General features: G+C 43.8%; 4 protein-coding genes. All 4 read right to left on the reverse strand.

The features are described 5' to 3' along the window. Positions 1-106: 106 nt before the first annotated feature. Positions 107-2,269, reverse strand: coding sequence for a CAP domain-containing protein (locus STRDD11_RS11490; protein ID WP_128837412.1), 2,163 nt, complete (start codon positions 2,267-2,269; stop codon positions 107-109). A 1,105-nt stretch (positions 2,270-3,374) separates the two neighbouring features. Next, positions 3,375-3,665 (reverse strand): cupin domain-containing protein, encoded by a 291-nt coding sequence (locus STRDD11_RS11495; RefSeq protein ID WP_128837413.1) that lies wholly within the window; start codon positions 3,663-3,665, stop codon positions 3,375-3,377. A gap of 67 nt (positions 3,666-3,732) precedes the next feature. Further along, a complete protein-coding gene (ldcB, locus tag STRDD11_RS11500; RefSeq protein WP_241209443.1) occupies positions 3,733-4,488 on the reverse strand; it encodes an LD-carboxypeptidase LdcB/DacB in 756 nt (251 codons plus the stop codon). Between the two features lie 418 nt (positions 4,489-4,906). Beyond that, the coding region (locus STRDD11_RS14725; RefSeq protein WP_164828482.1) for a rhodanese-like domain-containing protein at positions 4,907-5,037 on the reverse strand (131 nt) is incomplete at its 5' end.

Here is a 5,037-nt window from a genome sequence, read left to right on the forward strand (position 1 = left end):
TTTCCATTCACATCTTGTTTGCTTGGGCTCGGCTCATGACAGTGATGACCGCCTCTTGCTGCTTTATGTGAGTGAAATAGTCTGAGGATTTGCTGGCTATTGGTTTTTATTTATAATTGAAAGCCCAGTAGTAGTCTCCGTTGCCATCAACTACTGCCGCTACTGCACCTTCAGTTGAGTTTGGATCCAAAAGCCATTCTCTGAGTCCGCTGTTCGCCCATTTCTTAGCAACTACAGCCGGATCATCATCACGACGTCCAACAAAGCCTGAACTGTCGAATTGACGAGAGATTGCATGAACTTTTGGCAGGGCCTGATTGAGGTAGATGTCATCTGACCAAGCCAGCTCTTTCAAGCCTTGGGCTGCACGCTCTTCGTTGATTTTAGCGAAAGCTTCTTTAGCCTTGTCCAAAGCAACATAGTTTGTAGCATCCGTAGCTTCGATGCGGTAGACGAATTTCACATGGCCAAATTCGACATCTTTGTACTTATCGTCATCGACACCGCTCTTGAGGTTGGCAATCAGGACATAATCTTTCGCCCATGGGTTCTGTTTAGACATTTCAAAGAGTTCTGGATTTTCAATTTCCCACTCAACTTTTGCATCCCATCCAGAGTTATCGACAAATTTCGGATTCATTTTTTCGATAACATAGTTCTTGAACTCTTCCACATTTTGGAATGGCAATGGCTGACCAGCCTGACCGGTAGCAACCAGATTCGTTGAGTACAGTTTGACGCTGGAATCCCGGTCACTGTACATATACTCATCGTCAGCTGTGTTTTCATGGAGTTTAGGATCAAGTGCTGGGTCGTTAGGGTCCGTCATTCCTTGCAGTTTCCAGACATCACCGAACCACTTCCAGTAAGGAGAATAACCGGTACGCTCAGAATTGGAAGGTACATAGTAGTAATGAGTGCTGCCGTCATAGTAATAGTTTGGATCGGCCTCTAAGGCTGCATCGCCCGGCTTGCCAGAAGGGTAGATAATTTTCGGAGTCTGTCCGTTTGGTGCCCATTCCAGATGTTCCAGACCTTCTGCTGGTTTTTCAACGTATGGCGGAATTTGGTTTTCGCTTGGTTCGTCAGTTGTTACCAAGCCAGAATTTCCAGGAATAGCCGGAGTTGCTGGCTGGTCTGCAGAACCGCTGTCTGATGGATCTGCCGGCGTTGACGGAGTTTCAGGAGCGAATGGATTGAAAGGCTTGTCTTCATGAACGAAAGGCGGTGTCGGAGGCAGTTCAATACCTGGGACATCTGAATCGCTTGGTGTATCCGTACCTGGGGTCACTGGCTGATCTGTGCCTGGATTGACCGGTTGATCTGTACCCGGAGTCACCGGCTGATCTGTGCCTGGATTGACCGGTTGATCAGGTTTGTCGTTTGGTGCTGGTTCCGGAGTCGGAGTTGGAGTTGGCTCTGGAGTCGGTGCTGGAGTTGCAGGATCCGCTGGAGTCTCTGCTGCTTTGACCAGAACCCATTCGCCATTTGCATAGTAATAGTAAGAGCCGTCTTCCAAAACGTAATAATGATAGCCATTTTCATAACGGTAGTGGCTGTCATTTCTCAGGTTATTGTAGCCGCTATTGCTATCGCCGGTATTGGACACTGGCTCCCAAGAACCATTGCGGTAAATCCGGTAGCTGCCGTCGTTCATGCGGTAGTAATGATTGCCGTTCCAGTAAGTATAGTTGGCATCATTGCGCAGGCTTTCATAGCCAGAGCTGCTGTTAGAACCATTGTCCAAGGCAACCCAAGAACCGTTGCGGTAAATGCGGTAGCTGCCGTCATTCATACGGTAGTAATGATTGCCATTCCAGTAAGTATAGTTAGGGTCATTGCTTAAACTATTGTAATTATTGTAACGGTCATAGCTGTAGTCATAGTTATTCCAGCCGTTATTGTAGCCGTTCCAGCCATTGTTGTAGCCATACCAGCCGTTGTTATAGCCATAATTCCAGTTATTGTAGCCATTATAACCATAACCCCAGTTGTTGTTATAGTAGTTGTCATAGCCATACCAGTTATTATAGCCGTAGTTCAGACGGTTATAACCATTGTAATAGTTTGAATAAGAGTTATAACGGTTGTTATAGCCAGTGTTCCAATAGTTGTAGCCTGGCTGGTAACGATTGTAGTTATAATTGTAGCCATAATTATAGCCGTAATCATAATCCGCAGCTTGCACATTATTAGCAGCAGCAAAGGCAGGAACCAGCGTCGCAGCAGCTAAAACAGAGCGGGATAAAAATCTGAAACGATTAGTCATTTTGATTAAACCTCCAAAATCACTTCATAATTTTATTTTGTGGGGGAGTTGATATTTTTGTGCACAAGTTCATAAAAAAGTCTTTCAGCTTTTGCGATCCGGCAAGAAGCCGTTGATTTTATCTTTTGCAGTCCAAACGATTTAAAGAAATCACCAATTAGCGATATTGCTAAAAGAAATTTTACTTTCAAACATTTCAAACAGCAGAAAAGATAAAATCCTGATCAAGCTCATGCTTAAAAATACTTTTTTATGCATATTTCACCCTCAATTCGAATTATAGCACAAGAATTTTGGGAATGCAATAGATTTAGTTGTCATTCTGTAAATTATTTTCATCGGTAATTTTTTATAGTTCGTGATTTTGAACAAAAATTGTTCTGATGTTTATTAGAGAAACAAATACCTACTTTTTTACGAACTTTTTGATAATTTTTTTGTTTATAATTTGGTTTACACTTTGTAAATTATTTTTTATAGTTTTAATCATAAAAATATTTTATACCAAAAACTTTATCCTATCGCCTTCTCTGTTTAAGTTTATTTTAAGCTTATTTTAAGGGATTTTTAAGCCAATTTTAAGTTTATTTTAAGGCTCAAAGTATCCAAATATCCTTGCTTGTCCCTTTGTTTGTTTTATTCAAAATTCTGGATATTCCCTGCATAACAAAAAGAACATTCCCAATCAGGACCTGACTCTGCATCTGGCCCCGTCTCCCAACCTCCTTTTATGTATCGTCATTTAGTTTATCTTTTATTACTTTGTTAGCTTGCCTTGCTCCAACAGTCCAGAAGGACTGTTTTGACACAAACTGCGTTTGTTTTATCTACAACCTCTCACAGTCCCCCGGACTGTTTTGACACAAACTGCGTTTGTTTTATCTACAACCTCTCACAGTCCCCCGGACTGTTTTGACACAAACTGCGTTTGTTTTATCTACAACCTCTCACAGTCCCCCGGACTGTGAGAGCCTCGTGGGCTGGGAGTGAATGGGAGAAGCAAGACGAAAGAAAGGACTGTTTTAATTTTCATTGGGCAGGAACAGTAAAAAATAGGGAGGGGACAGCGAATCCCATTCGCTGTCCCCTCCCTAGGGTGACTTTGTCAGTATTTTAATTGCTTGATAACCAAGAGATGGCTGTCTTCCTCTCCAATCAGGCTATGCGGTTCATTGGGCTCCATGGTGAGGAAAGAGCCTGATACCAGCCGGACAGTCTGGCCGCCTGCTGAAAAGCTGACATCACCGGAGAGACAAACCACCGTAACCAGAGCATCTGCGCTGTGTTCGGGCACTTCTTTTCCTTTAGCCAAATGAAGATGGTGGATGATGCGGCCTTCTTCTTGGACCGGTGTTTCTACAAAATCATTATGGGGGTTGGTGAGATAAAATTTCATGTTTTGTCCTCCTTTGTGACAGATGAGTGAAGCTGCAGGCAGTTGGCAGCTTATTGCTTTGACCGGCTTATTCCGTATAATCACCGCCTGTAAAGCCATAGTATTCTTCCAGTGACAAGCCCGAATCAGAGATCTCTTTTGCTTCCTTGCCGATATAGCGCAGGTGCCAGCTTTCCGGCATGTAGCCGGTAGAGGCTTCCTTACCAGCCTGATAGCGGACGATAAAGCCGTACTTATAAGCATTATCCAAAAGCCACTGACTGGCTCCCGCTTCTTGTACCAAATTGCCGCTGCTGTCAATCAGGTCAAAAGCCAGGCCGGTCTGGTGCTCACTGTAGCCCGGTCGGGCTGAGTAGCGGTCTGCTGCTTCTTTGCCGTCCTGATTGACATAGTTTTGATAGAGCCCTGTCTGGCTATCATAGCTGCGAAAACCACTGTATTGGTCGCTAATGGCATAGCCTTGAGCCTGCATGTCCGCAATCAATTTGAGTAATTCTGATTTGGCAGTCGCGTTTTCACCGGGATTGTAGGAAGGTGACAAGGGATAGTGTTTATTTGCAATAACAATTTCATCATACTTGCCCGCTACACTGTAATAACTTCCATTGTAGGAAACAGTTTTGTCTACATTTTCGACTTCTGGATTTTTGCTGACTTGTTCCTTATTGTCCTCAGAATTGTTCTCTGAGCTCTGACTGGAAGTCGGACTGCTTGAAGCTGCCTGCTCTTGCGAGCTGCCGCCTGTATCCTGCTTGGATGAGCAAGCAGCAAGCGTGAGGGCAGCTGCCGTCAGAAAAAGCAATGTACTATATTTCATATTCATCGTGTTCACCTTTAGAAACTGCTGAGCCGTCGTTTCCCCTGCTGCTCCAGCTCTTGGTCTCCTTCTTTTAACATCAATAGACCCGTTCGCAAACCTTCTCTTTTGCCAACTGGCCTTATAAGAATTCACACAAGGCAGCGGGCAGATTGCGACTAGCTTTCTAGTTTGCTGATGATTTTCATTGAGCTTTAAATTATTATACCTTTATAGTATACAAAAAGACTGCCAAAAATTCAATTCATTTTAGCAGTCATTTGTTCAGATTATACTCAAATAATGTGATTCGGCCATCTTAGGAGCTTAACAAGTGAACGAAGATGCCAATCAACCACTGCGTCAATCTGTTTTTCCAATGATACAAAAGACTGGACTTTTTGCCCAGCCTCGCCATATCCAACATTTAAAGAGTGTCAATTGGTCAGTCTATCCCTTCTGACGGATAAGCTTCCAGACCTCCCTGCACATTGGTCACCTGATAGCCGTGATTTTCCAGGAATTCACAGGCACGCGCTGAGCGGCCGCCTTTTTGGCAGATGATATAATGCGCTT

The sequence above is a fragment of the Streptococcus sp. DD11 genome, from assembly GCF_001578865.1.
Lineage (GTDB): Bacteria > Bacillota > Bacilli > Lactobacillales > Streptococcaceae > Streptococcus > Streptococcus panodentis.